The organism is Amycolatopsis anabasis, assembly GCF_009765355.1.
GTDB lineage: Bacteria > Actinomycetota > Actinomycetes > Mycobacteriales > Pseudonocardiaceae > Amycolatopsis > Amycolatopsis anabasis.
Genome location: NZ_VTHK01000004.1, coordinates 360,503 through 384,727 on the forward strand (window position 1 = coordinate 360,503; position 24,225 = coordinate 384,727).

Sequence of the window (24,225 nt, forward strand, 5' to 3'; positions counted from 1 at the left end):
GCCGCCGGGTCCGACAGTTTCCGGGCAGGCGCGCGCTAGTGGCCTTCGGCGGGCGGGGCGTGCTCTTCCGACGGGCGGCACTCGAGCTTCTTCGTCGGGGCCGCGATCGGCAGGTCGACGGTCACCGGTCCGGCGTCGCGGAAGGTGAAGGTGACCTTGATGGTCTGGGCGGGCCACACGGTGGCCTTCAGGCCCTGCAGGACCACGGTGGCGTGCCCGACGCGCTTCTTCTCCGGCGCCTGCTGCTGGGTCGACACGGTGCCCTGCGCCCCGGGCTTCGCCGAGGAGGACGCCGGCGCCGTGCTCGACGGCGCGGCCGCCGCCTGCTCGGCGACGCCCTCCGATTCGCCCGGCGCGGACGGGCCGATCACCAGCGCGCTGCCCGCGACGACCAGCTTGTCGCCCTCGACGGTCGCGCCGGACGCGTACTCCGAGGTCACCGAGACCAGCTCGTCGTCCTTGCCGCCCTCGTTGGCCACGGTCAGGATCAATGGGGCGTTCGACCCCGGGGTGTATGCCTGCTCGCACTCGTTGCGGTTGGCCAGCGAGGCGTTGCGGATGGAGAGCTTGCCGACCTGCCCGTAAGCGCCGTTGACCGCGGGCTGCTGGGTGTCGGTCTGGGTGATCTGCCCGGCCCCGCACCCGGCGATGGCCAGGGCGGCACCGAGGCCCAGCACGGTCGAGCCGAGCACGCGACGTTTCTGCAGCCTCACGGTACGAGTCCCTCCTAGCGCCCGCTCCAGATACTCGCGAAGGGTAGCCCGGCGCCGCACCAGGTGGATCACCCGGTAGCCGTTCCGCGCCCGGGAGGGGAGTTCCACCGTCCACTGTGGATTCGCCAGGGTGCTTGCAAGGGTTCCCGCCTCACCTGCATGAGCATGGGAAACGCACGTTTGTCAACCCCCGCCCAGACCACCATCAGGCCCCTGACCTGCGCGGACGGTCCCCGGGGCGCTAGGTGGCCCCCGACACCCCGTGCTAGACTGGATACAGCGAAAGGGGCAGAGGACACATGGTTTTCAAGGTCGGAGAGACCGTCGTCTACCCGCACCACGGTGCCGCACTCATCGAAGCCATCGAGACCCGCGTGATCAAGGGCGAGGAGAAGAAGTACCTCGTCCTGAAAGTCGCGCAAGGGGATCTTACGGTTCGTGTGCCCGCTGACAACGCCGAGATCGTCGGCGTGCGCGATGTCGTCGGGCAGGATGGCTTGAACCGAGTATTCGATGTGCTGCGGGCGCCGCATACCGAAGAACCGACGAACTGGTCACGTCGGTACAAGGCCAACCTCGAGAAGCTCGCCTCCGGCGATGTGAACAAGGTGGCCGAGGTGGTGCGCGACCTCTGGCGGCGAGAGAAGGACCGTGGCCTTTCCGCTGGTGAGAAGCGGATGCTGGCGAAGGCACGGCAAATCCTAGTGAGCGAGCTCGCGCTCGCCGAGGGCACCGACGAGGGCAAGGCGGAATCGCTCCTCGACGAGGTTCTGGAAACCGCAGCGGTTTAGTTCTGATCCCCGGGAATTCGATCACGGCGATGAAAGTCGTCGCGTTCGTCATAGCTGATGCGCACGGTTCCGCGGAGCCGGACGCGTTGGCCTCGGTTCACGGCGAATCGCTACTGTCGCACGCCGTGCGAGGGCTGCTCGACTGCCAGTGCGTGGATCTGGTGGTCGTGACGGTCCCCGCACGGCGCTTTGCGGCCTTCAACTCAGTTCTTCAGGCACTTCCCGGCGCGGGCGACCGCGTCCGGGCGATGCCCGGCGGCGCCGATCGCGCCGAATCGATCCGGATGGCGCTCGACTCGGTCGGGCCTTCCCGGTACGAGGTCTTCCTGGTCCACGACGTGGCCCGCGCCTTCACCCCGCCCGGCACCGTCCAGGCGGTGGCCGAGGCGGTCGGCGCGCACGGCGGGGCCGTCGTCCCGGTCCTGCCGGTCACCGACACGGTCAAGCTGGTCGGCGCCGGCGACGTGGTGACCGGTACCGAGGACCGTTCCCGGCTGCGCACCCTGCAGGCCCCCCTCGGCTGCACCGAGGCGGTCCTGCGCGCCGCGTGCGCGCACGGCGGGGACGACGTGCTCGCTTCGCTCGCCGGGGACGTCCCGGTGCGGACCGTGCCCGGGCATCCGAACGGGATGCGCGTGAGCACCCCGTTCGACCTGGTCATCGCCGAAGCCATGCTGGTGGACGAACACAAGGAGAATCGATGAGGGTCGGCACCGGGGTCGACGTGCACCCCGTCGAGCCGGGCCGGGAATGCTGGATCGCCGGGCTCCGCTGGGACGGGGTCGACGGGTGCGCCGGGCATTCGGACGGGGACGTGGTGTCGCACGCGCTGTGCGACGCCATGCTCGCCGCGGCCGGGCTCGGGGATCTCGGAGCCGTGTTCGGCACCGGCGACCCGCGGTGGGCGGGGGCGCACGGGGCCGAACTGCTCGCCGAGGTGCGCCGCCGGATCGAGGCCGCGGGCTGGCGCCTGGGCAACGCGTCGGTCCAGGTCATCGGCAACGCGCCCCGCGTCGGCACCCGGCGCGCGGAGGCTCAGGAAGTGCTGTCCGAGGCCGCGGGCGGGCCGGTCGGTGTCGCCGGGACGACCTCGGACGGGCTCGGGCTCACCGGGCGCGGCGAGGGCCTCGCCGCCGTCGCGACCGCGCTGCTCCTACCTGGTGGGACGGCCCCGGCCGATCACTAGTTTGGGGTTATGGCAGTCAGCTTGAGCGAGTTCGCCCGCAGCCTGATCGACGGGAAGAACTTCGCCACCCTCGCGACGCTGAACCCCGACGGCGGACCGCAGACCTCGGTGATCTGGGTCAAACGCGACGGCGACGACGTGCTGTTCTCGGCGACCGAACGGCGGCGGAAGGTTCGCAACCTGGTGCGGGATCCGCGGGTCAGCCTGTCGATCTTCGACACCGCGAATCCCTACGCCTATGCGGAGATCCGCGGCACCGCGTCGGTCACCGAGGACCCCGGCAAGGCGTTGCCGAAGGAGCTGTCCCACAAGTACGTCGGCGAGGACCCGCCGTTCGAATCCGGCGAGATCCGGCGCGTGATCGTGCGGGTGACGCCGGAGAAAATCGTCGAATTCACGCCGTGAGATCCCACTAGGCTCACCGGTATGGGAGTGACTTTCAACGAGGCCACCCGTGCCCTCTTCGACGGCAAGAACTTCGCCACCGTCGCCACGGTGAACCCGGACGGCGGGCCGCAGAGCTCGGTGGTCTGGGTCAAACGAGACGGCGACACCGTGCTGTTCTCGGCGACCAAGCAGCGGCAGAAGATCCGCAACCTGATCCGGGATCCGCGGGTCAGCGTCTCGATCTTCGGCATGGGCAACCCGTACGACTACGTCGAGGTCCGCGGCCGCGCCGAGCTGACCGAGGAGAACGGCCGCGCGCTGATCGACGAGCTGTCGAACAAGTACGAGGGCAAGGACTACCCGGAGGAGCCCGCCGAAGTGGTGCGCGTGGTGGTCCGGATCATTCCGGAGAAGATCACAGGTTTCTCCGCCTGAACCGCTGAGCCGCTAGCCTGGGTCGCGTGGCGATCAAGGCGGTGTTGTTCGACTTCTCCGGCACGCTGTTCCGGCTCGAACAGGACGAAACCTGGCTGACCGAGCTGACCGACCACGACGGCGACCCGCTCGACGTCGAGGCGCAGACCGAGCTGATGCGGCGGATGACCGCCCCGGTCGGTCAGGTCGCCAAACTCGACGACGAGCACCAGCACGCCTGGGAAAACCGCGATCTGGATGCCGGGCTGCACCGGAAGGTCTACCTCGAGGTGCTCCGGCAGTCGGGGGTGCCGCGGGTCGAGCAGGCCAAGGCGCTCTACCACCGGCTGATCGACCCGCTGCAGTGGACGCCCTATCCGGACACCGAGGACGTCCTGAAGGGCACGCACGAGCAGGGGCTCGCGGTCGGGGTGCTGAGCAACATCGCGTTCGACATCCGGCCCGCGTTCACCAGCCGCGGGCTGGACTCCTACGTCGACGCGTTCGTGCTGTCGTTCGAGGTCGGCGCGATCAAACCGCAGCCGGAGATCTTCCGGCTGGCGATCGACCGCCTCGGCGTCCCGGCCGAGGAGACGCTGATGGTCGGCGACAGCGAGGAGGCCGACGGTGGCGCTCGGGCGCTGGGCTGCGCGTTCGCCCTGGTCGAGCCGCTGCCGACGAGCCGGCGACCGAACGGACTGGTCACCGCGCTGCGCGAACACGTCGTCCGGTGAGGGCCCTTCGCCCCTGAGCGCTACGCCGTGCGACACGGCACACGCGAGCCCCGTACCATTTCCGCGTGGTCCTACACCTTTATGACACCGCGACCCGGAGCGTGCGGGAGTTCCACCCCGCCCGTAGCGGAACGGCGTCCATGTACGTGTGTGGGGCCACCGTGCAGGGGGTGCCGCACATCGGCCACGTGCGCGGCGCGCTCAACTACGACGTCCTCCGGCGCTGGCTTGTCCACAATGGACTTGACGTCCTGTTCGTCCGCAATGTCACCGACATCGACGACAAGATCCTGAACAAGGCCGCCGACGCGGGCCGGCCCTGGTGGGAGTGGGCGGCCACGCACGAACGCGCGTTCGAGGGCGCCTACGACCTGCTCGGCTGCCTGCCGCCGTCGATCGCGCCGCGGGCCACCGGGCACGTCACCCAGATGGTGGAAATGATCCAGCGCCTGATCGACTCCGGGCACGCCTACGCCGCGGGCGGGGACGTGTACTTCGCGGTCACCTCGTTCGACGGCTACGGCGAGCTGTCCGGTCAGCGGCTCGACGAGGTGCAGCAGGGCGAGACGCTGGCCGAGGGCAAACGCGATCCACGCGATTTCACGTTGTGGAAGAGCGCCAAACCCGGCGAGCCGTCCTGGCCGACGCCGTGGGGCCCGGGGCGCCCGGGCTGGCACCTGGAGTGCTCGGCGATGGCGACCGCCTATCTCGGCGCCGAGTTCGACATCCACGGCGGCGGGGTCGACCTGGTCTTCCCGCACCACGAGAACGAACGTGCCCAGTCGCTGGCCGCGGGCGACGGGTTCGCGCGGTTCTGGCTGCACAACGCGTGGGTGACCCTGGCCGGCGAGAAGATGTCCAAATCGCTGGGCAACGTGGTCTCCATCGAGGCGATGCTGCGCAACTACCGGGCGCCCGAGCTGCGGTACTACCTGATCCAGCCGCACTACCGCTCGACCGTCGAGTACTCCGACGGCGCGCTGTCCGAGGCGGCGCAGGGGTACCAGCGGATCGAGCAGTTCCTGCGCCGGGTCGCGGGCGTCGCCGGGGTGGTGCACACCGGGGAGATCAAACCGGAGTTCGCCGCCGCGCTCGACGACGATCTGGCGACGCCGAAGGCCTTCGCGGTGATACACAACACCGTCCGCGACGGCAACGCCGCGCTCGACTCGGGCGATGAGAAGGAGGCGCTTCACCTCGCCGCCGCGGTGCGCGCGATGACCGACGTGCTGGGCCTGGACCCGCTGTCACCGAAGTGGGCCGAGGCCGGTGGCAGCGAGACGCCGAGCCGGCAGGCCCTGGTCGACCTGGTCGAGGGCCTGCTCAACGAGCGGCAGATGGCCCGCGCGGAACGGGACTTCGCCCGCGCCGACACGATCCGCGACCGCCTGCAGCAGGCGGGCATCGCGGTGGAAGACACCCCCAATGGTCCTTTGTGGACAGTGAGAGACGCTTAGTATGGCAGGCAATTCCCGGCGCCAGGGTGCGGTGCGCAAACCTGGCACGAAGAAGGGCGCGGTGGTCGGCTCCGGCGGGCAGCGGCGCAAGGCGCTCGAAGGCAAGGGCCCGACCCCTAAGGCCGAGATGCGCCCGGGCCACCCGGCCCAGCGCCGCGCCGCGGCCAAAGCCAAGGCCAAGGAGGCGCGCGCGAACAAGACCGAGGGGCCCGAGCTGATCGCCGGGCGCAACCCGGTGGTCGAGGCGTTGCGGGCGGACGTCCCGGCGACCGCGCTGTACGTGGCCCTGAACGTCGACGCCGACGATCGGGTCACCGAGGCGGTGCGGATCGCCGCGGACCGGGGCATCTCGATCCTGGAGATCCCGCGCGAGGAGCTCGACCGGAAGACCAACCGGGCCGTGCACCAGGGGCTCGGGCTGCAGGTGCCGCCGTTCGAGTACGCGCATCCGGACGATCTGATGCGGATCGCGCGGGAGTCCGGGGACCCGCCGCTGCTCGTCGCGCTGGACGGGGTGACCGATCCCCGCAACCTGGGCGCGGTGATCCGCTCGGCGGCCGCGTTCGGCGCGCACGGCGTGCTGCTGCCCGGCCGGCGCAGCGCGGGGATGACCGCGGTCGCGTGGCGGACCAGCGCCGGAACGGCCGCGAAGCTGCCGGTCGCGGTGGCGACGAACCTCACCCGCCAGCTGAAGGCGTGGGCGTCCGACGGGCTGATGATCGCCGGGCTGGACGCGGACGGTTCGGTGGACATCGATTCGCTCGACCTGGCGACCGATCCGCTGGTGATCGTGCTCGGCTCGGAGGGGCGCGGGCTGTCCCGGCTGGTCCGGGAGACCTGCGACGCGACCGTGTCGATCCCGATGGCGGCGGGTGTGGAATCGCTGAACGCGTCGGTGGCGGCGGGCGTGCTGCTCGCCGAGGTCGCCCGGCGACGGCGGCTCGCCGGGCGCGTCTAGGGTGCATGGCCGGTCGGCGGGTGGAATCCTGGCGGCATGACCCACTACGCGCTGGTTCAGGCCGTCACCGTCGCCCAGGAGCTCGAGGCGAAGGGGTTCCTCGGCACGGTCGGGAAGATCGCCGCGGCCACGATCATCTTCTTCATCGCCATCGGCCTGGTGGTGGGCCTGCTGCTCGGCTACTTCATCGGCCGCGCCGTCGGCCGCCGCCAAGCCACCCGGACCCCGTCGTAGCCGCGGCAGGAAGGGACCTTCGCTCCGGCTCTACCGGAGCGAGGGACCTTTACTACCGGAGAACCGTAGTAAATCTCCCTTCCTGCCGCCGCGGCGGGCGCGCCGCCGGATCGGGGCATGGCGCGGGCCACTTGAACCTGGTATGGCCACCACGGGCAAGCGCGCTCGGCTAGGGTCACGAGGCTGACTCGTGACTCCTGGGAGCCCGCGCACCGATGTCGTTCATCTCGCCACTGTTCCTGTGGTACTTCATGCCGGCGGTACTGCTCGCCGTGCTGGTGTGCCCGCGCAGCTGGCGCAACGGCATCATCGCGGTCGGCAGCCTGATCTTCTACGCGAGCGGCGCCGGGGCCTTCACGCTGCTGCTGCTCGCCTGCATGGCGGTGAACTTCGCCGCCGGACCGGCGCTCGAGCCGAACGCGTGGGACATCCAGGCGACCCGCAAACGCTGGCTGCTCATCGCGGTGATCGGCTTCGACGTCTCGGTGCTGGTGATCTGGAAGTACGCCGGGTTCGCCACCCAGCAGTTCGCCGCGTTCGCGCACCTGCTCGGCGGGGACTTCCCGATCGTGCACATCGCGATGCCGATCGGGATCTCGTTCTTCACCTTCCACCACATCTCATACGTGGTGGACATCTACCGCGGCGAGCGGCGGGCGCTGCGCAATCCGGTCTCGTTCGCCACGTACATCGCGATGTTCCCGCAACTGGTGGCCGGCCCGATCGTGCGCTACCGCGAGATCGCCGACCAGCTGCCGCAGCGGCGGTCGCACCGCCTGGACGACATCGCCGCCGGGTTCCCCCGGTTCGCGCTGGGCCTGTGCAAGAAGACGATCATCGCGGACTCGATCAGCCCGCTGGTCGAAGCCTGCTTCTCCACCCCCAGCAGTGAGATGACGTTCGCGATCGCGTGGATCGGCGCGGTCGGCTACACGCTGCAGCTGTTCTTCGACTTCTCCGGCTACTCGGATATGGCGATCGGCCTCGGCCGGATGCTCGGCTTCCGGCTGCCGGAGAACTTCGCGCGCCCGTACTCGTCGGTCACCATCACCGAGTTCTGGCGGCGGTGGCACATGTCGTTGTCGCGCTGGTTCCGCGACTACGTCTACATCCCGCTCGGCGGCAACCGGAACGGCGCGGCCCGGACGTACCGGAACCTGTGCGTCGTTTTCGTGCTGACCGGGTTCTGGCACGGCGCGAACTGGACGTTCCTGATCTGGGGCCTGTACCACGGCGCCCTGCTGATCATCGAACGCGCCTTCGGCTTCGACACCGCACCCACCGGCACCGCGACCCGGATCGCGCGGCGCGCGCTGACCATGGTCCTGGTCGTGTTCGGCTGGGTGTTCTTCAAAGCCCCCGATCTGGGGCAGGCGCTGAACATGATCGGCCACATGTTCCTGCCGGACTTCGCCGGCCTGACCGAGGTGGTCGACGCCGCGTTCACCAACCAGCGACTGGTCATCCTGCTCGCCGCGCTGGCGGTGGTTTTCCTGCCCTCGCACCCGGTCACCGGGCCCCTGCTGGAATCCTCCCGCAGCCGCTCGGCCAACGGCCTCCGCATCGGCGTGATGACCGTCGGCCTGGCCTACGCCGCCATCCTGGTCGCCAACGGCACCTTCAGCCCATTCCTTTACTACCAGTTCTAGCCGCGATTCAGATTGTCGATCACTTGAAACAATCGCGCGAACGACCACGTATTTCGGGAGCCGGTCGTTGTTTCCGTCATATCCACGCTTTCCAGCGGCGGAAGCCGGCTTCGGCGTCGATGACCCGGCCGGTGACCGTGGCGGCGTCGCGGCTCAGCAGCATCGCGACCACGTTCGCGGCCTCCTCCGGCGAGTTCCAGCGACCGGCGGGCATCGCGCGTTCGACGCCGCGGTTCAGTTCCTCGGTCGCCCATCCGGTGTCGGTGGGGCCCGGGTTGACGCAGTTCACCGTGATCCCCTGCTCGACGAGCGCGTCGGAGAGGGTGAGCGTGAGCTGGTGCAGGGTTCCCTTGGTCGTCGCGTACGGGATCTCGTCGCACATCGGGGCGAGGTGTTGCCCGGACGTGAACAGCACCACCCGGCCGCCCGCCGGGGTGTTCCGATACTGCGCCGCAAACGCTTGCACCAGCAGTAACGTGGCACGGACGTTGATCGCCCAGGTGCGGTCGAGTTCGGCCGCGGTGAGCTCGGGCAGCGTGCCCAGGGAGCTGCGGGCGTGGTTCACGATCAGTGTGTCGAGGGTGCCGAAGCGGTCGTTCGCGGCGCGGATCAGGCGGGCGGGGGCGTCCGGGTCTTCGAAGTCGGCCTCGGCGTGCGCGAGGGTTGGGCCTTCACCGCCGAGCGCGGCGAGCACTCCGGGCATGCCGCCGGGGTCGGCGCCCCAGGGCTCGGTCTCGTCGTAAGGCGCCCACGACTGCGCGAAAACCTGGGCCCCGTCCGCCAGCAGGCGGCGGGCGATCGCGAAGCCGATCCCCTTGCGGCGGCTCACACCGGTGACCAGTGCGGTACGGGTCGGCATGCCCCGGAGTGTCCGGATCACCGCCCGGCCCGGTCAACCGAATTACCGCTCGCTGAGTTCGGTGCGGAACGGGCGCAGGCCGCGCTTGCGGTAGTTCGGCATCGCATGGGGGTGGTCGAGGGTCGAGGTGTGCAACCAGACTCGGCGCACTTCGCCGTCGGAGTGCGGGAATTTCCAGGCGCGTTCGAGGACGAGGGTGAGCGCGTGGCCGCCGATGCCCCGGCCGACCGATTCGGGGACCAGCCCGAACGTCGTGATCTCCACCTGGCCGCCGTCCTGGCCTTCGAAATCGGCGAGGCCGGCGATCTCCTCGCCATGGCGGATCAGCCAGAACTCCCGCCGCGGGTGAGCGAGGAAGTCGCCCCATTGCGCGTCGGTCCACGAGACGCTCGGCCATTCGTACGGTGTGCCGATCCGCACGGCCACCGAACGGATCAACGGGGAGGTGCGTTCGAGCCGTTCGAGGGACACCCCGGGCACCGCCGCGGCCGGGCGCAACTCGGCGGGATCGGTCATCTCGAGGTGGGTGACGGTCTCTTCCCTGGGCAAGGCGATCCCTTCCGTTGCGGCACTGCCCGCACGATATCTCTCGACAAGCGCGGTTTCGACCAGTTTGCTGGCCAGTATGGGAAGACCGGCTGATCTGCCACCGCTGGCCGAAGAAGACCACGTGTGCGCCGAATGCGACCTGAGTTATGCCGAACTGACCATCGACGAAGCGCTGGACAAGGTCCGGCGGCTACCCGGCGCTGTGCACGCGGCCGCGTTGGGTGTGCCGCCGGAGTTGCGGGTGCGGCGGCCGGAGCCGCGGACCTGGTCGGTGGTCGAGTACGCCTGCCACATCCGGGACGTCTACGCGGCCTACACCGTCCGCCTGTACCGGACCCGCACCGAAGAACGGCCCGCGGTGGAACCGCTGCTGCCCGATCGGCGGGTCGAGTGGTTCCGGTACAACTCGCTGGACCTGACCGCCGTTTTGCATGAAATTGAGTCCAATGTGGACGGATTCGTCGACGAGGTCGGTCAGGCCACCGACTGGGACCGTGTCGCGACCCGGCTGCCGCACGAGGTGCGCACCGCGCGCTGGCTGGTCCGGCAGGCCACCCATGAGGGGATCCACCACGTGCACGACATCACCGCGGTCGGCCGGGCGGTGCAGGCGACCGGTTAGGTCCCGGGCGCGGACGCGCGGTCTTGGGTGCGGGACCCGCGAACGTGTAACTCGTTGTCGCGAACGTGAAACTCGTGGTCCTGAGTGTGCAACTCGGGTGCGGGAAGGTGCAACTCGGGTGCGGGAAGGTGGGCAGGGCGACTGGAATGGGGAACTCGCACGACCGAAATGCGGGACTCGCACGACCGAAATGGGGGACTCGCGCTGCGGGGGCCTGGGGCGGCTCGCGGGGCGGGCTCGGTTCGCGGGCGGGCGAGGTGGGTTTGCGGGTGGGCCGGGGGCGGGGTTGGCGGCGGGGAGTTGTCCACATCGCCATCCGTTATCCACAGATTTCCGCGGACCCCGTTTTCCGGGCGGTTCGTGGGTAGGCTGGACTCGGGGTCGCCCCCCAGGGAGTGGTGGGGGCTGGGCTGCACTGGGTTTGGTGGGGTGTTCTGGGTGGGGTTATTTGGGTTGGCCGTAGGTGTGGAGTTTGTTGACGACGTGGTTGATTTCGGTTTGGGGTAGGAGGGTTGGGGTGCCGGCGGCGCGGGCGGTGAGCCAGAGGTGGCAGACCCATTCCAGTTGCTGGGCTCGGTGGTAGGCGGCGGAGAGGGTGTCGCCGTAGGTGATGGTGCCGTGGTTGGCGAGCAGGCAGCCGTGGCGGTCGGTCAGGGCGGTGAGCATCGCGTCGGCCAGTTCGGTGGTGCCGAAGGTGGCGTAGGGCGCGACGCGGGCGGTGGGGCCGATGGTGGCGAGCATGTAGTGGATCGGCGGCACCTCTTCGACCAAAGTGGACACCGCGGTGGCGTGCACGGAGTGGGTGTGCACGACGGCGGCGATTTCGGCGCCGTCCGGGTCGGTGGCCTTGCGGTAGACGGTGAGGTGCATGGGCAGTTCGCTGGTGGGGCGCAGCGAACCGTCCACAATAGATCCGTCCAGGGCGACCACCGGGATGTCGGCCGGGGTGAGGGCGTCGTAGTCCACGCCCGACGGGGTGACCGCGACCAGGTCCCCGGCGCGTGCGGAGACGTTGCCCGAGGTGCCGACCACGAGACCGTCGGCGGTCATGCGGCGGGCGTAGTCGCACACCGCGGCCCGCTGTTCCGCGAGGAGCAGTTCACCCATCAAAGCCTCCACAATCCGCGTGCCGCCGCCAGGGAAGCCTGGTAGTCGGCGTAACCCCGGTGGTAGAACTCGACATTCTCCGGCTGGACCTCGACGGTACGCGAGTCGCTCGCCCAGAGTTCGGCGTCGAACGGGCTGCCGAGCGATTCCGCGGCGACCAGCACGGCGCCGCGCGCGCCGACGCCCGGATCGCCGGGGATCACGATCGGGCGGCCCAGCACGTCGGCGAAGATCTGGGTCCATTCCGCCGAGCGGACCCCGCCGCCGCACGCGTACAGGCGCCCGGAAAGCCCGGCGGCTTCGAAGCAATGCCTTGCGGCGTAAGCGATCGACTCGCACAGCGCGCGCACGACGTCCGCCCGGCCGGTTTCCAGGCTCAGCCCGGCGAACTGCGCGCGGGCGGCCGCGTCGACGAACGGCGCGCGCTCGCCCGAGCTGGACAGGAACGGCAACGCGCGCACCCCGCCCGCGCCGGGCACGCTCGCGCCGAGCAGCGGGCCGATTTCCTCGACCTCGATCCCGAGCAGTTCGCACGCCCAGTCGATGCTCGCGGTGCCCACCATCGCGGGCATCGCGTGCAGGTACTCGCCTTCCGCCGGGGTGCTGAGGAACATCCCCGCCGGTTCGCCGGCCGGATCGATCGTGGCGTCGCGGGTGAGCACCTGGCAGGCCAGCGTGGTGCCCGCGATGAGGATCCCGTCGCCCGGTTCCCGGACCCCGGCGCCGATCGCGCTGGCCACCAGGTCGAACGGGCCCGAACTCACCGGCAGCCCTTCGGGCAGGCCGACCAGTGCGGCACCCTCGGCGTTCAGCCGGAACACCGCCTTCGCCGCCGGTTCGGCGAAGAGCGCGCGGCGGTGGGAAAGTCCGCAGGCCGCGATGGCCTCCTCGTCGTACCGGCGCGTCGCCGGGTCGAGGAACGGCAGCGACGCGTCCGAGACGTCGACGGTGATCTCGCCGGTCAGCCGCTGCACGACCGCGTCCACGCAGTAACCCGCGACCACGGCCCGGTCCAGCGATTCCGGTTCCTGGGTGTCCAAATAGGACATGATCGCCGCGGCGCAGCCGGGGAACATGCCGGAGCCGGTGCGGCGGAACACTTCCCGGGTGACGCCGTCGGCCTGCCACTTGGCGAGCAGCGCGTTCGCGCGGCCGTCCAGCCAGGAGATCGCGGGCCGGACCGCGCGGCCGTCCGCGTCCCGCAGCCACAGGCCGTCGCCCTGGCCGGTCAGCGCGAGCGCGGTGACCGGGCCGTCCAGTTGCGCGGCCACTTCGCGGACGACCGTGGCGACCGTGCCGATCACCTGGTCGAGATCCTGTTCGACCCGCCCGCCCGAGAGGTGCCGCACCTCGGAGCGGGTGCTCGCCTGTGCGATCGACACCCCGGCGGAGTCGAAGACCACCGCCTTGGTGAGCGAGGTGCCGATGTCGACGCCGATGATGTGACCATTCATGGCGGTTACCGGGTGAGCACGTCGGGGTTGGCGACGTTGGCGAGCGCTTCGCCGCGGGCGTAGCGGCCGACCTCGGCGGCGACGATCTTCGCCGCCCGTTCGGCGGTCTGGCGGCTAGCCCCGGCCAGGTGCGGGGTGGCGATCACGTTCGGCGCGTCCCGCAGCGCCCAGTCGGCGGGCGGCGGCTCGATGTCGTAGACGTCCAGCGCGAGCGCGCCGAGCCGCCCGGACCGCAGCGCCGCGGGCAGCGGCGAGTAGTCCAGCAGCCCGCCCCGGGCGGTGTTCACCAGCACCGCGCCCTCGGGCAGCAGGGCGAGCTTCTCCGCGTCGATCAGGTTCCGCGTCTGCTCGGTGAGCCGGGCGTGCAAGCTGACCACCAGGCTCTGCCGCAGCAGGTCGTCCAGTTCGACGAGCTCGGCGCCGTCGGCGGTGATCCGCGCCGGGTCCGCGAACGGATCGGCCACCAGGACCCGCGCGCCGAACGCGAGCAGCACCTTGGCCACCCGCGAGCCGATCGCGCCGTAGCCGACCAGTCCGACCGTGGAGCCCTCGAGCTCGATCCCGGTCTTGTCGTAGGCGTAGTAGTCACCGCGCCAGGCCCCGCCGAGCAGTTCCGCCGACGAGGTGGCGATCCGGCGCATCCCGGCGAGGATCATGCCGATCGCGAACTCGGCGGCCGCCGTGGCGTTCCGGCCGGGCGCGTAGGTCACCGCGACGCCCGCCTCGGTAGCCGCCGCGAGGTCGACGTTCACCGGGCCGCCCCGGCAGACCGAGACCAGTTTCAGTTCGGGCGCGGCGGCGAAGACCTGCTTGGTGAACGGCGCCATCTGGGTGACCGCGACCTCGGCCCCGGCCAGCGCCTCGATCACCTGCGCCTCGGTGCCGCTGGCCTCGTGCACGTTGGCGACCGGGCCGAACGGCTCCACCGGCCAGGGCAGCGAAAGCCTGCTGAACTCCTGGTCGCCGATTTCCGCGCGCACCTCGGAGATGAGCAGTTCGGTGCCGACGAATTCGTCTCCCGCAGCGAGTATCCGCAACGTCATTGTTCCTCTCCCACTACCCGCGGCGGTGCACGCCGCACTTGGCCGACAAAGTGCGAGTCAGCTGGCCAGATGAGTCTGTTCGTAGTCGGTGATGTGCGCCACCTTGCCCGCGCTGGCCGACTCCGGGTCGAAGGTGTACCCGAGCCATTCGGTGACGATCTTCTTCGCGAGTTCCGGCCCGATCACCCGCGCGCCGAACGTGATGACCTGGCAGTTGTTGGATTTGATCGAGCGCTCGGCCGAGTAGGAGTCGTGCGCCACGGCGGCCCGCACGCCGGGCACCTTGTTCGCCGAGATCGCCACGCCGATCCCGGTGCCGCAGACCAGCACGCCCCGATCGGCCTCGCCCGCGGCGATCTTCTCCGCGGCGGCGAGCCCGAGCACCGGGTACGCGCGGTCGTCGGCCGCGTCGGCGACCCCGAGGTCGATCACCTCGGTGACCCGATCATCGGCGCGAAGCAGTTCACGCACTTCGTTCTTGAGTCCCACACCGGCGTTATCCGCCGCCACCACAACACGCATCAGCTTTCCTTCTCTGCCAGAACTCCGCCCACGGCGGTGACGATCAGCGCGAACGAGGTCGCGCCCGGGTCCGCGTGTCCCTTGCTGCGCTGCGCGAGCCGGGCCGCCCGGCCCTTGGCGGGCAGCAGGTCCGCGGTTTCCCGGGCGGCTTCGGTCGCCCGCTCGGCCGCGGCTCGCCAGGCGTCCGCGACACCCGATCCGGCCTCGGCCCGTTCGCGCAGCACGGCCCGGAACGGCTCGATCGCGTCGAGCATGGTCTTGTCGCCCGGTTCGGCCTTGCCCAGTTCGACGAACGCGCGCGCGGCGCCGTCCACCGCGTCCGCCAGCACCGGTGCGGTGATCTCCCCGGCGGCGAGTCCCGCCAGCCCGGCCCCGGTCTCGGCGAGCAGCACGCCGTAGAGCGCACCGGACGCCCCGCCCGCGGCGTCCGCGAGCGCGGTGCCCGCGGCCAGCAGCGCCCCGGAAACCGGTTCGCCGTCCCGTTCGGCGGCGCGGGCCGCCGCGACGGCCGCGCGCATGCCGCGGGTGATGCCGAGCCCGTGGTCACCGTCCGCGGCCACCGCGTCCAACCGGCCCAGCTCGTCCTCATTCGACTCGACGCTGGCCAGCGCGGCGGTCAGTACTCGATCGACAATCCCGTTTCCGGCCGCACCGGCGGAATCCGCGAGCACTGTGTCCACTGTGGACTCCAGTGGGACGGTTTCCAGGAGCGCGCCGGTGCTGCGGTAGCCGGGGGTGTCGCAGGGCGCCGCGTACAGCTCGGCGAGTTCGTCGTCGAGCACCAGCACCGACAGCGAGACGCCCGCCATGTCCAGGGAGGTGACGAACTCGCCCACCTCGGTGTGCAGCGAGCTGAGCCCGGCCGCGGCCAGCCGCTCGTGCACCCGGGTGTAGGTGACGAACATTTCCTCGTACTTGGTGCGGCCCAGGCCGTTGAGCAGCACCACGATCCGGCCGTCGCCGGTGGGAAGTTCGGGGAGCAGCCCGTCGACGAGTTCGTCGGCGAGTTCGGTCGCGTTCAGCCGGGAGACCGTGCGCACACCCGGCTCGCCGTGGATGCCGAGGCCGAGTTCCATCTCGTTCTCGCCCACGGTGAACAGCGGCTCGGGCGCGCCGGGCAGCGTGCAGCCGCCGAACGCCACCCCGAACGTGCGGGTGCGCGCGTTCGCCTTGACCGCGGCCGCGTGCACGGCGTCCAGGTCGTAGCCGCGTTCGGCGGCCGCCCCGGCGATCTTGAAGACGAGGAAGTCACCGGCCACGCCGCGGCGGCGTTCGGGCCGGTCGGCGGGGCCGCTGGCGATGTCGTCGGTGACCAGGATGGTGCGGCTGTCCACGCCTTCCGCGGCGAGCCGCCGCGCGGCGAGGCCGAAGTGCAGCACGTCGCCCTGGTAGTTGCCGTAACCGAAGAGCACGCCGCCGCCGCTCTCCGCGGCCCGCGCGGTGCGGTAGACCTGCTCCGCGCTCGGACTGGTGAACACGTCGCCGACCACCGCGCCGTCGGCGAGGCCGGGGCCGACGAGACCGGCGAACGCCGGGTAGTGCCCGCAGCCGCCGCCGATGACCACCGCGACCTTGCCGTCCCGCGTCGGCTCCCGCCGCACCACGCCGTAGGCGTCCGGCACCTTACGAACGGTCCGCCCATACGCCGTGACGAACCCGTCCACCCAGTCGCGCTTGAACGTCTCGGGCTTGCCCAAAGTCGTCATGAGTGACCTCCCGATTCACTCAGGACGGGCTCGCCCAGATACGCCAGCAGTTTCCGGCGGACGTCGTCGTTGTTCTCGGCGATCTCGGCGGCCAGTTCCAGCGCGTCCGGCTTCGGCGGGTAGGTGGGGTTGGGCAGGGCGATCACGGTGAGCCCGGCGGCGGCCGCGGCGCGGATCCCGTTGCTGGAGTCCTCCACCCCCAGGCATTCGGCGCCCTGGCGGCCGAGCCGGGACGCGGCCTCCAGGTAGACGTCCGGATTCGGTTTGCCGCGCGGCACCTCGGCGCTGGACACGGTGGCGGTGAACTCGCCGGTGAGCCCGTGCGTGGCGAGCACCGCGTCGATCACCCGGCGGGCAGCCGAGGAGGCGAGCGCGACCGGCACCCGGGCGCCGACCTCGCGGACCATGGCGTCCGCGCCGGGCAGCAGCGGCGCCTCACCCGCCTCGATCGACGCGATCATGCCGTCGACCACGGCCCGCTCGACCTGCTCCACGGTGTCCGCGGTGCCGCTGCGCTCGGCGAGGTAGCTCGCCCATTCCGGCGCGCTCATGCCCTGGACCGTCGAGGTGTCCGCGCTGGTCCACTCGACCTGGTGCCGGGCCGCGTAGGCGACCCAGTTCTCCTCCCAGAGATGTTCGCTGTCGACGAGGACTCCGTCGAGGTCGAACACGACCGCGGCGAGCGCCATGGAACCTCCTCCATCACATCGTTGATGTTAAGTTAACACCGAGTCCGGGATTTGTCACCGGCTCTTTTCTCAGCGAGGCTGCGATGCGGAGGAGACATGGGCACCCGGCTGCTTCTCGCCCGGCACGGGCAGACCGAATGGCACGCGGAGAACCGGTACGCCGGTTCGAGCGAGGTCGCGTTGACCGCGACCGGCCTCGAGCAGGCCGAGGACCTGGCGGTGTTCCTCGCCGCGCGGCCCGAAAGGGACCGCCCGGTGGCGCTCTACTGCTCCCCGCAGGACCGCGCCCGGCGCACCGCCGCCCCCGCGGCGCGCGCGCTCGGCCTGTCCCCGGAGATCGTGGACGACCTGCGCGAGGTGCACTTCGGCATCGCCGAGGGGCGCACCCGCGCCGAGCTGCGCGAAACCGATCCGGAGGCGGTCGCCGCCTTCCTCGGCGATCCGGTCGGGGGCGCTTTCCCCGGCGCGGAGCCGCCGGAGAAGGCGGCCGACCGGGGCGCCGCCGCGCTGCGCGCGATCGCCGACCGCGAGCACGCGGGCCCGGTCCTGGTCGTCGCGCACAACACGCTCATCCGGCTGACCCTGTGCCGGTTGCTCGGCATCCCGCTGGCCACCTACCGCACGGTGTTCCCGCGCCTGGAGAACGCGGCGCTCACCGAACTCTCGCTGCACGGCGACGACACCAGCCTGTTGCGCTTCAACCAATCGACCGCCCGGACGCGATACTGAGTCCCATGACCAGCGACGCCCACACCGGTGGCGGCAGCGCCCGCTCGCGCACCGAACGGCAGCAGAAGATCGCCGACTTCGTCATCGACCGCGGTCAGGCCTCGGTGGCGATGCTGGTGGAGTACACGGGCGTCAGCCACATGACCGTGCACCGGGACATCGACGAGCTGTCCCGGCGGGGCCTGCTGCGCAAGTTCCGCGGCGGCGTTTCGGCGCAGCCCTCCACGGTGTTCGAGAGCAACGCCGAGTACCGGCTGAACGCGCACGTCGAGGCCAAGGCCGCGATCGCCCGGCGGGCGGTGGACTTCGTCGAACCGGGGATGTCGATCCTGCTGGACGATTCGACCAGCGCGCTGGCCCTGGCCAAGCTGCTGCCCGAGCTGACCCCGCTGACCGTGGCGACCAACTACCTGCGCACGATCGACGTGCTCAAGGGCACCGACGAGCTGCGGTTGATCTGCATCGGCGGCGACTACTCGGGCACGCACGACTCGTTCCTCGGCATGCCGTGCCTGGAGGCGGTCGAACGGCTGAGCGTGGACATCACGTTCGTGTCCACCTCGGCGATGAACACCGAGATGACCTACCACCAGGAGCCGGACATCGTGATGGTCAAGCGGGCCATGCTGGCCAGCGCGGAGACCCGGGTGCTGCTGATGGACTCCAGCAAGATGCCGCGCCCCGCGCTGCACCGGCTCGCCCCGCTCTCGGACTACCACCGGCTGATCGTGGACGACGGCGTCCCGGCGAACCTGGTCGAGGAGCTGCGCAGCCGCACCAAGGTGGACGTCGCCGAAATCTGACCGGCGCTCGCCCGAAGACCGCCGAAAAGTTCGCCGTCACATCTTGCGCGTTAACTTAACACGATCCATGATACTGTGACTTATCGTCATGGAGGCGTGTATGAGCCAGTTGACAACACCGCGGTTGTCCCGGACCGGTGGCGGCGAGGAGAGCTCGTTCGCCAGGCTGCTGAACCGGTGGGGGCTGCCCGCACCGCTTTTCCTCGGGTACGCCGGCCTGCTGCTGTTCATGATCGGCGACGGCGTCGAATCCGGATTCATCGCGCCGTTCATGGCGGATCACGGCGCGGGCACGGAAATCAAAGCGTCCTATGTGATCACCGTGTACGGCGTCGCCGTGATGCTCGCGTCCTGGCTGTCCGGAGCGCTTTCCGAACTGTGGGGCCCGCGCCGCGTGATGCTGGTCGGGCTGGCCATCTGGCTCGTCTTCGACGTGCTCTTCCTGGCGGTCGCGGTCCCCGGGGAGAACTACCCGCTGATGCTCGTCTTCTACGGGATCCGCGGCTTCGGGTACCCCATGTTCGCGTTCGGCTTCCTGGTGTGGATCACCGCGGTCGCGCCGATCGCCCGGCTCGGCGCCGCAGTCGGCTGGTTCTACTTCGCGTTCACCGGCGGCCTGCCGACGCTCGGCGCGCTGGTCGCCAGCTTCACCAACCCGATCATGGGGCACTACGGCACGCTGTGGCTGTCCGTGGGCCTGCTCGCGCTCGGCGGGCTGGTGTGCGTGTTCGGGGTGCGGGAGCGCACGGGGTACCGGCGGCTCGCGCCACCCGAGGTGAAACCGGTGCAGAGCCTGGTCTCCAGCGTTTCGATCGCCTGGAAGAACCCGCGGGTCGGGGTCGGCATGATCGTGCGGGTCATCAACACCGCGCCCGAGTTCGGCATGCTGGTGTTCTTCCCGACGATCTTCATCGACGAGATCGGCTTCGGCGAGAGCCGGTGGCTGCTGCTGGTGTCGGTCATCTACGGCACCAACATCTTCTTCAACCTCATCTTCGGCGTGCTCAGCGACAAGATCGGCTGGCGCACCACGATCTTCTGGTTCGGCGCGATCGGCTGCGCGATCTCGATCCTGCTGCTGTACTTCGTTCCGCTGGCGATGGGCGCGGAGTACTACTGGCTGGCGCTGATCGTGGGCGCGCTCTACGGCGCCACGCTCGCCGGGTTCGTGCCGATCTCCGCGCTGCTGCCCTCGCTCGCACCGGAGAACAAGGGCGGCGCGATGGCCCTGCTCAACCTGGGCGCCGGGGCGGCCGCGTTCGCCGGACCCGCGATCGTCAGCCTGTTCCTCGGCCCGGCCGGGGCCGCCGGGGTGGTCATCATCTTCGCCGCGCTGTACCTGGTCGCCGCGGTGCTGGTGCGGTTCCTGAAACTGCCGGAGACCACCGAGAAAGCCATCCAGGAAGACGCCAACCTGCAAGAACTCGGGGAAAGGGTTACCACCACGTGAGTTCGATATCGATCGGCGTCGACGTCGCCACCGCGGGGGTGCGAGCCCTCGCGGTGGACGGCGGCGGCGCCGTCGTGGCCACCGCGGCCGAGAAGCTGCCCCAGCCGGAACGCACCGCCGACGGGCGCAGCGAGCAGGACGCCACGAAATGGTGGCCCGCCGTGGAAAGCGCGCTGCGGAAGGTCACCGGCGAACTCCCCGGCCGCGGCGCGGAGGTCGCCGCGGTCGCGGTGTCCGCCACCTCGGGCACCATCGTCGCGGTCGACGGCCGGGGCGAACCCGTCTCCCCCGCGCTGATGTACGACGACCGGCGCGGCGCGGGGCACAACGCGAAGGCCGCCGAACTCGGCGCGGACCGCTGGCGGGCGCTGGGCATCACGGTCTCGCCGACCGCGGCGCTCGGCCGGATCGCCTGGCTGCGCGACGCGGTCCCGGGCGCCGCCGGGATCCGGCACACCCCGGAGGTGATCGGCGCGCACCTGCTCGGCGCACCGGTGGCCACCGACTCCTCGCACGCCCTGAAAAGCGGATACGACCCGTTGACCGGCGAATGGGCGCACGAGGTGTTCGACGCGTTCGGCGTCCCGGCGGCCTGGCTGCCCGAGGTGGTCCGCCCGACCACCGTGCTCGGCACCCTCACCCGCCCGATCGCCGGGCTCCCGGCCGGTTGCCGCGTGGTCGCCGGGATGACCGACGGTTGCGCGGGCCAGCTGGCCACCGGGGCGCACGAACCCGGCCGGTTCGTCGGCATCCTCGGCACCACGTACGTGCTCAAGGGGGTCACCGAGCGGCTCGTCCCGGATCCGAGCGGAGCGCTGTACAGCCACCGCCATCCGGACGGCTGGTGGCTGCCCGGCGGCGCCTCGAACACCGGCGGCGAGGCCGTCGCGGGCACCCCGGGCCTGGCCGGACTGGACGCGGCGGCCGCCGAGCGCGGTCCCGCCGGGATCGTCGCCTACCCGCTGGCGCGCTCGGGTGAGCGGTTCCCGTTCGTCACCCCGGACGCCCGGGGCTTCACCTCGGGTCCGGCCGACGAGGTCGAACTGCATCGGGCCCGGCTGGAAGGGGTCGCGTTCGTCGAACGGCTCGCACTGGATCACCTGCGGCGGCTGGGCATCCAGGTGCGCGCACCGCTGTTCGCCGCGGGCGGCGGCAGCAAGAGTCCACTGTGGACACGAATTCGGGCGACGGTGACCGGGCTGGGTTTGCGGGTGTCCCCGCACGCGGAGACCGGGTACGGCGCGGCGCTGCTCGCCGCGGCGGCGCTGCTGCCCGGCGGCCTCGGCGCGGCGAGCACGGCCGCCGGGCTCGCCGACGCGGGCACGCTGGTCGAGCCGGACGAGCGCGAAAGCGACGCGCTCACCGGCTCCTACCGGCGTTTCTGCACCGAGCTGCACGCCCGGGGCTGGATCGACGAGGAGTTGTACGCCGTCGCCTTACGGTGACGGCACCTTCTCCTTGGCGTTCTTCGGTTCTTCGGTCTTCTCGGCCGGTTCCCCGGCCTTGGCCTCGGCGACGGGCTGATCTTCCTCGCTCGGCGCGAGGTGCGCGATGGCCTCCTGCACGGCGGCGCTGGTGGCGCTCAGCTGCTCGGTGACCTTCGCGCTGAACTCCCGGGCCCGCGTGCGGGTCTGCTCGGCCTCGGCCAGGCGGCCCTCGGCGTCGGCGATGATCCCGGCGGCCTTCTCCTTCGCGGCGGCCTCGGTTTCCGCGGCCTTGCGCTCGGCTTCGGCCCGCGCGTCGGCGAGGAGCTGCTTGTGCTCCTCGTTGTGCTCCTTCTTGAGCGCTTCGAACTCGGCTTCGAGTTCCTCGCGGAGCTTCGCGTGCTTGTCCTCGAGCTCGCTCGTCAGGTTGGCGTACTTCTCTTCCAGCTCGCGGCTGCGCTCGTCGAGCTCCTTGGTGCGCTCGTCGGCCGCCGCGCGGACGTCCCGGGCGTAGTCGTCCGCTTCGGACTTCTTGTTCTCCGAGTACTCGTCGGCGTTCTTGCGCAGTTCGGCGATTTCCTCGTCGGCCAGCGCCATCATCGTCCGGACGCGCTCGGTCATCGCGGTCGCGCCGGTCGGGTTGGTGGCCATACGCGCGAGCCCGGCCTTGGCTTCGGACAGTTCCTGCTGGGCCAGGCTCAGCGCCTTGGTCAGTTCGGAGACCGAGGCCAGCGCCTGGTCCCGGTTCTGCGCGGCTTCCTTGAGTTCCGCGGTCAGGCGTTTGAAGCGTTCGTCGACCTGCTCGACGTTGTAGCCACGGAAGGCGGTGGCGAAGTGGGAGGTGTTGGGGGCGGGGTTGGGCGTGTCGGCTTCAGCCATGCGGGAAGATTAGTAACTACGGTCGACCGATTCCATACCGCCATTCGGCTGCATCGCGTAAGACGTCTCACTACGGTGAACGGAGTGACAGATCAACTTCGACACCCCGGCCCCGAGGACCATCCGAACCTGGTCGCGGCGGTGCGGACGTGGTGGGGCGACTCGCGCACTCCCGAGCAGGCGCAAGCGCTTTCCCTGCTGCTGCCCCGGCTTTTCCTCGAGCACTTCGCGGGCACCAGCCTGCTCGCCGAAGAGGACGGGCGACTGCATGGCTTCCTGGTCGGCTTCCACTCCCAGGACCACGCCGCACAGGCCTACATCCACTTCGTCGGGATCGACCCGGAGTTCCGCGGGCGCGGCCTCGCCCGGCGGCTCTACGAGACGTTCTTCGCGGCGGCCCGCGCCGCGGGGCGCACCGAGGTGCACGCGATCACCTCGCCCGCCAACACGAACTCGATCGCTTTCCACACCAAGCTGGGCTTCGAAGTGTCCGCTCCCCAGCCGGACTACGACGGTCCCGGCGAGGATCGCGTCCACTTGCGACGCGTACTGGCCTGATCGCCGCGGTCTTGGTCCGCCCTCCCGCGCATGACATCCTCTGTTGACCGGGTGTTAGCAGGCGATGTCGGGAGGGTGACATGGGGGCGATCCTCGCCGACATCGCGGAGCACTGGCACGTCTACGCGACGATGCCGTTCATCGCCGCGCTGATCGGGTACATCACCAAACGGGTCGCCATCGAGATGATGTTCCGGCCGCTGGAGTTCGTCGGCGTCAAACCGATCTTCGGCTGGCAGGGCGTGATCCCGGCGAACGCGCGGCGGATGGCGACCACCGCGGTCGACCTGCTGACCCGGCACCTGGTGAACCCGCGGGAGATCTTCGCGCGCCTCGATCCGGACCGGATGGTCAAGGAGCTGGAGGAGCCGCTGCTGCGCTCGGTCGAGGACGTCACGCGCGAGGTCATGGAGCAGTACCAGCCCCGGCTGTGGGAGCTGCTGCCCGCGCAGGCGCAGCGGCTGCTGATCGACCGGGTGCGCGCGCAGGCGCCGAAGGTCGTGACCCGGCTGATGCGCGAGGTGTCGGCGAACATCGACGAGGTGCTCGACGTCAACGACATGCTCATCACGAACATGGTCCGCGACAAGGCGCTCACCTGCCGGCTGATCAAGGAGGTCGCCCAGCCCGAGCTGAAGTTCATCGCGCGTTCGGGGATCTGGTTCGGATTCGTCATCGGGCTGGTGCAGTTCGTGGCGTGGGCGCTGACCAAGCAGCCGTTGATCATGCCGATCTTCGGGTTCGTCACCGGATTCGTGACCGACTGGCTCGCGCTCAAGATGATCTTCTACCCGCGGGAGCCGCGCGGGTTCCTGTTCTTCCGCTGGCAGGGCATGTTCCAGAAACGACGCCGGCAGGTGGCGATGGACTACGGCGGCCTGATCGCCGACGAGGTGCTCACCGTGGCGAACGTGCTGGAGGCGGTGCTCACCGGGCCGAAGTCGGACAAGCTGTTCGCGCTCATCCAGCGCGAGGTGCAGAAGACCATCGACCAGCAGATCAGCATCGCCAAACCGTTCGTCGCGATGAGCGTCGGCGGCCGCCGGTACCAGGAGATGAAACGGGCGGCCGCGGCGAAGGCCCTCGAGCACCTGCCGGAGACCATCCGGCACGTCGAGGGCTACGCGACCGACGCGCTGGACGTCCGCAACACGATCGTGGACAAGATGCGCGGGCTCACCCCGGTCGAGTTCGAGGGCATCCTGCGTCCCGCGTTCAAACAGGACGAGTGGAAGCTGATCGCGGTCGGCGCGGTGATCGGCGGGCTGGTCGGGGAACTGCAGGTCCTGCTCCTGCTGCACTGAAGGC

At 70.3% G+C, this 24,225-nt stretch carries 27 protein-coding genes; 17 read left to right on the forward strand and 10 right to left on the reverse strand.

Going from position 1 to position 24,225, the window contains the following annotated elements; all coding sequences use genetic code 11:
• Window positions 1-35 precede the first annotated feature (35 nt).
• Window positions 36-713, reverse strand: a complete 678-nt coding sequence (locus tag FXO23_RS07880) for a copper chaperone PCu(A)C (RefSeq protein ID WP_158882319.1) — start codon at window positions 711-713, stop codon at window positions 36-38.
• Between the two features lie 299 nt (window positions 714-1,012).
• Between FXO23_RS07880 and FXO23_RS07885 the strand changes: the two genes are divergently transcribed.
• The 10 genes from FXO23_RS07885 to FXO23_RS07930 all read left to right on the forward strand — a co-directional run bounded on the left by FXO23_RS07885 (window position 1,013) and on the right by FXO23_RS07930 (window position 8,523).
• Window positions 1,013-1,504, forward strand: a complete 492-nt coding sequence (locus FXO23_RS07885) for a CarD family transcriptional regulator (RefSeq protein WP_158882321.1) — start codon at window positions 1,013-1,015, stop codon at window positions 1,502-1,504.
• Window positions 1,505-1,533: 29 nt separating this feature from the next.
• Window positions 1,534-2,208, forward strand: a complete 675-nt coding sequence (locus FXO23_RS07890; protein WP_158882323.1) for an IspD/TarI family cytidylyltransferase — start codon at window positions 1,534-1,536, stop codon at window positions 2,206-2,208.
• Window positions 2,205-2,690 carry a 2-C-methyl-D-erythritol 2,4-cyclodiphosphate synthase gene (ispF, locus tag FXO23_RS07895; RefSeq protein WP_158882325.1) on the forward strand — a complete coding sequence of 162 codons (486 nt, stop codon included), beginning with the start codon at window positions 2,205-2,207 and terminating at the stop codon, window positions 2,688-2,690. The genes FXO23_RS07890 and ispF overlap by 4 nt, the downstream gene beginning before the upstream one ends.
• Before the next feature lie 9 nt (window positions 2,691-2,699).
• The gene (locus tag FXO23_RS07900) at window positions 2,700-3,095 is read left to right on the forward strand and encodes a PPOX class F420-dependent oxidoreductase (protein ID WP_158882327.1); all 396 of its coding nucleotides are present in this window, start codon (window positions 2,700-2,702) and stop codon (window positions 3,093-3,095) included.
• Window positions 3,096-3,116: 21 nt separating this feature from the next.
• Window positions 3,117-3,512 carry a PPOX class F420-dependent oxidoreductase gene (locus FXO23_RS07905; protein ID WP_158882329.1) on the forward strand — a complete coding sequence of 132 codons (396 nt, stop codon included), beginning with the start codon at window positions 3,117-3,119 and terminating at the stop codon, window positions 3,510-3,512.
• A gap of 26 nt (window positions 3,513-3,538) precedes the next feature.
• Window positions 3,539-4,225, forward strand: coding sequence for an HAD family hydrolase (locus tag FXO23_RS07910; RefSeq protein ID WP_158882331.1), 687 nt, complete (start codon window positions 3,539-3,541; stop codon window positions 4,223-4,225).
• A gap of 65 nt (window positions 4,226-4,290) precedes the next feature.
• Window positions 4,291-5,682, forward strand: coding sequence for a cysteine--tRNA ligase (gene cysS / locus FXO23_RS07915; protein WP_158882333.1), 1,392 nt, complete (start codon window positions 4,291-4,293; stop codon window positions 5,680-5,682).
• Between the two features lies 1 nt (window position 5,683).
• Window positions 5,684-6,640, forward strand: coding sequence for a 23S rRNA (guanosine(2251)-2'-O)-methyltransferase RlmB (gene rlmB, locus FXO23_RS07920; RefSeq protein ID WP_158882335.1), 957 nt, complete (start codon window positions 5,684-5,686; stop codon window positions 6,638-6,640).
• A 36-nt stretch (window positions 6,641-6,676) separates the two neighbouring features.
• The gene (locus FXO23_RS07925) at window positions 6,677-6,874 is read left to right on the forward strand and encodes a Z-ring associated ZapG family protein (protein ID WP_158882337.1); all 198 of its coding nucleotides are present in this window, start codon (window positions 6,677-6,679) and stop codon (window positions 6,872-6,874) included.
• Window positions 6,875-7,089: 215 nt separating this feature from the next.
• Window positions 7,090-8,523, forward strand: coding sequence for an MBOAT family O-acyltransferase (locus tag FXO23_RS07930; protein ID WP_158882339.1), 1,434 nt, complete (start codon window positions 7,090-7,092; stop codon window positions 8,521-8,523).
• 76 nt (window positions 8,524-8,599) lie between these two features.
• On the opposite strand, the gene FXO23_RS07935 is transcribed toward FXO23_RS07930, so the two are convergent.
• Both FXO23_RS07935 and FXO23_RS07940 read right to left on the reverse strand, forming a co-directional pair.
• Entirely contained in the window at window positions 8,600-9,382 is a 783-nt protein-coding gene (locus FXO23_RS07935) for an SDR family oxidoreductase (RefSeq protein ID WP_158882341.1), read from the reverse strand.
• 42 nt (window positions 9,383-9,424) lie between these two features.
• Window positions 9,425-9,931, reverse strand: coding sequence for a GNAT family N-acetyltransferase (locus FXO23_RS07940; RefSeq protein WP_343034459.1), 507 nt, complete (start codon window positions 9,929-9,931; stop codon window positions 9,425-9,427).
• Between the two features lie 76 nt (window positions 9,932-10,007).
• On the opposite strand from FXO23_RS07940, the gene FXO23_RS07945 reads away from it, so the two are divergent.
• Window positions 10,008-10,553: a DinB family protein gene (locus tag FXO23_RS07945; protein WP_158882343.1), complete on the forward strand. Its 546-nt coding sequence runs from the start codon at window positions 10,008-10,010 to the stop codon at window positions 10,551-10,553.
• 444 nt (window positions 10,554-10,997) lie between these two features.
• Here FXO23_RS07945 and FXO23_RS07950 read toward each other — a convergent pair whose 3' ends face one another.
• From FXO23_RS07950 to FXO23_RS07975, 6 genes are all read right to left on the reverse strand, one after another.
• The gene (locus FXO23_RS07950) at window positions 10,998-11,651 is read right to left on the reverse strand and encodes a class II aldolase/adducin family protein (protein ID WP_425484850.1); all 654 of its coding nucleotides are present in this window, start codon (window positions 11,649-11,651) and stop codon (window positions 10,998-11,000) included.
• Window positions 11,652-11,659: 8 nt separating this feature from the next.
• A complete protein-coding gene (locus FXO23_RS07955; protein ID WP_158882347.1) occupies window positions 11,660-13,114 on the reverse strand; it encodes an FGGY-family carbohydrate kinase in 1,455 nt (484 codons plus the stop codon).
• Between the two features lie 5 nt (window positions 13,115-13,119).
• Complete coding sequence (locus FXO23_RS07960) at window positions 13,120-14,151, reverse strand: 2-hydroxyacid dehydrogenase (RefSeq protein ID WP_158882481.1); 1,032 nt, start codon at window positions 14,149-14,151, stop codon at window positions 13,120-13,122.
• Between the two features lie 63 nt (window positions 14,152-14,214).
• Complete coding sequence (locus FXO23_RS07965) at window positions 14,215-14,679, reverse strand: ribose-5-phosphate isomerase (RefSeq protein ID WP_158882349.1); 465 nt, start codon at window positions 14,677-14,679, stop codon at window positions 14,215-14,217.
• Window positions 14,679-16,385 (reverse strand): dihydroxyacetone kinase family protein, encoded by a 1,707-nt coding sequence (locus FXO23_RS07970; protein WP_158882351.1) that lies wholly within the window; start codon window positions 16,383-16,385, stop codon window positions 14,679-14,681. The genes FXO23_RS07965 and FXO23_RS07970 overlap by 1 nt, the downstream gene beginning before the upstream one ends.
• The gene (locus tag FXO23_RS07975; RefSeq protein WP_158882353.1) at window positions 16,382-17,074 is read right to left on the reverse strand and encodes an HAD family hydrolase; all 693 of its coding nucleotides are present in this window, start codon (window positions 17,072-17,074) and stop codon (window positions 16,382-16,384) included. The genes FXO23_RS07970 and FXO23_RS07975 overlap by 4 nt, the downstream gene beginning before the upstream one ends.
• Before the next feature lie 96 nt (window positions 17,075-17,170).
• Here FXO23_RS07975 and FXO23_RS07980 point away from each other — a divergent pair, with 96 nt between their 5' ends.
• The 4 genes from FXO23_RS07980 (at window position 17,171) to FXO23_RS07995 (ending at window position 21,501) form a co-directional block, all read left to right on the forward strand.
• Window positions 17,171-17,803: a histidine phosphatase family protein gene (locus FXO23_RS07980; protein WP_158882355.1), complete on the forward strand. Its 633-nt coding sequence runs from the start codon at window positions 17,171-17,173 to the stop codon at window positions 17,801-17,803.
• Between the two features lie 5 nt (window positions 17,804-17,808).
• Complete coding sequence (locus FXO23_RS07985) at window positions 17,809-18,606, forward strand: DeoR/GlpR family DNA-binding transcription regulator (RefSeq protein ID WP_158882357.1); 798 nt, start codon at window positions 17,809-17,811, stop codon at window positions 18,604-18,606.
• Window positions 18,607-18,706: 100 nt separating this feature from the next.
• Window positions 18,707-20,056: an MFS transporter gene (locus tag FXO23_RS07990; protein WP_179956711.1), complete on the forward strand. Its 1,350-nt coding sequence runs from the start codon at window positions 18,707-18,709 to the stop codon at window positions 20,054-20,056.
• Complete coding sequence (locus tag FXO23_RS07995) at window positions 20,053-21,501, forward strand: FGGY-family carbohydrate kinase (protein WP_425484847.1); 1,449 nt, start codon at window positions 20,053-20,055, stop codon at window positions 21,499-21,501. Before FXO23_RS07990 ends, FXO23_RS07995 begins: the two co-directional genes overlap by 4 nt.
• Here FXO23_RS07995 and FXO23_RS08000 read toward each other — a convergent pair.
• Window positions 21,493-22,359 carry a coiled-coil domain-containing protein gene (locus FXO23_RS08000; protein ID WP_158882359.1) on the reverse strand — a complete coding sequence of 289 codons (867 nt, stop codon included), beginning with the start codon at window positions 22,357-22,359 and terminating at the stop codon, window positions 21,493-21,495. The genes FXO23_RS07995 and FXO23_RS08000 overlap by 9 nt on opposite strands.
• On the opposite strand from FXO23_RS08000, the gene FXO23_RS08005 reads away from it, so the two are divergent.
• Window positions 22,315-22,917: a GNAT family N-acetyltransferase gene (locus tag FXO23_RS08005; protein WP_281356485.1), complete on the forward strand. Its 603-nt coding sequence runs from the start codon at window positions 22,315-22,317 to the stop codon at window positions 22,915-22,917. The genes FXO23_RS08000 and FXO23_RS08005 overlap by 45 nt on opposite strands.
• Window positions 22,918-22,997: 80 nt before the next feature.
• Window positions 22,998-24,221: a DUF445 family protein gene (locus FXO23_RS08010; RefSeq protein WP_158882361.1), complete on the forward strand. Its 1,224-nt coding sequence runs from the start codon at window positions 22,998-23,000 to the stop codon at window positions 24,219-24,221.
• Window positions 24,222-24,225 lie beyond the last annotated feature (4 nt).